General features: G+C 65.1%; 1 protein-coding gene. It reads left to right on the top strand.

Annotated elements, in window-relative coordinates; genetic code table 11:
- Positions 1 to 56 precede the first annotated feature (56 nt).
- The gene (locus tag ACFW2E_RS47010; RefSeq protein WP_384478338.1) at positions 57 to 1256 is read left to right on the top strand and encodes a hypothetical protein; all 1200 of its coding nucleotides are present in this window, start codon (positions 57 to 59) and stop codon (positions 1254 to 1256) included.
- Positions 1257 to 1334 lie beyond the last annotated feature (78 nt).

Raw genomic sequence — 1334 nt, 5'->3', positions numbered from 1 at the left:
TACGCAGAATGTTGGTTGTGTGGTGGGGTGGGGTGTTGAGATATTGACTCAGGGCCTTGACGTTCTTTCCCTTGGAGCTGGGGGGTATGCGGGTGCAGGGCCTGTTGCGCAGCTGGCGTGAGCTGAACGTGGATCCGATCGATCCGGATCACTGCGACCCGTACACCCGCTGCCGGATCATCACGATGAACGGGATCGAGGTGGAGGCGATCCTGTTCAGCCACCAGCTCGCCCGGCACACCGTGGACCCGGAGATCAAGCGGCAGCTGGCACGGGTGCGCTACATCGAGGCGCAGCAGCAGAAGGTGGTGAACTGGCTGCTCCCGGGTGTCTCCTCGGTGCTGGAGACGACGATCGCCTACGAGCAGGTCGCGGTGGACCTGACGGCGTGGGTGGCCCGTATGGAGCCGGACCCGTACCTGAAGCAGGCCTACCAGTTCGGCGTGCTGGAGGACTTCGACCACCTGTACCGGTACGCGAACCTGTACGAGATGATCGAGCACCGCAAGGCGGAGTCGATCGTCGACAACCTGACCGAGGTCATGCCCGGCCGGCCCACCAGGCTCCACCACCGCAATCCGGTCGACAACGTCCGCGACCCGTACGCCAAGGACCAGACCGACCCGCTGTCCAAGCTGCACGCGCTGACGATCATGTCGGCGGAGCAGCAGACCATGAACTTCTACATGAACACCGGCCCCACCTACATGGAGCCGATCGCCCGTCAGCTCTACCAGGAGATCGGGCTGATCGAGGAGGAGCACGTCACCCACTACGAGTCCCTGGTGGACCCGGGTGAGACCTGGTGGGAGCAGCTGGTCAACCACGAGTACAACGAGTGCTACCTCTACCACTCCTTCATGGAGCAGGAGAGCGACCCCAAGGTGAAGGCGATCTGGGAGCTGCACCTGAACATGGAGCTGGAGCACCTGCACGCCGCCTGCGACCTGATGCGCCGCCACGACGGCCGCGACCCCGCCTCCGTACTCGCGCCCGAGCTGCCCAACGTGCTCACCTTCGAGCCGAACAAGGGCTACCTGCGCGAACTGCTCGACACCCAGATGGACCTGACCACGCTGGGTGCGGGCTACGTGCGTGAGGCGCATGAGCGGTTCGAGCAGATGCAGGAGCAGATCCACGGCGGCGAGGCACCGCCCAGCGACCGGGTGATCCACGAGCACCAGGACATGTTCGGCCGCGAGTACCGCGTCCAGACCGAGGGCGAGCACCCCGACCCCCCGCAGCGCGATAAATAGGGGTGGCCGAAATGTCCGAGCTGAAGACCCCGCCCGCCGGGGACGACAAGGCCAAGGACGACGACGTCGTCGCCCTGC

Origin of the sequence: Streptomyces sp. NPDC058964 (assembly GCF_042741275.1) — a bacterium.
Taxonomy (GTDB): domain Bacteria; phylum Actinomycetota; class Actinomycetes; order Streptomycetales; family Streptomycetaceae; genus Streptomyces.
Note: the sequence above shows the minus strand (reverse complement) of the source record. Positions and strands in the feature narration are given on the sequence as shown.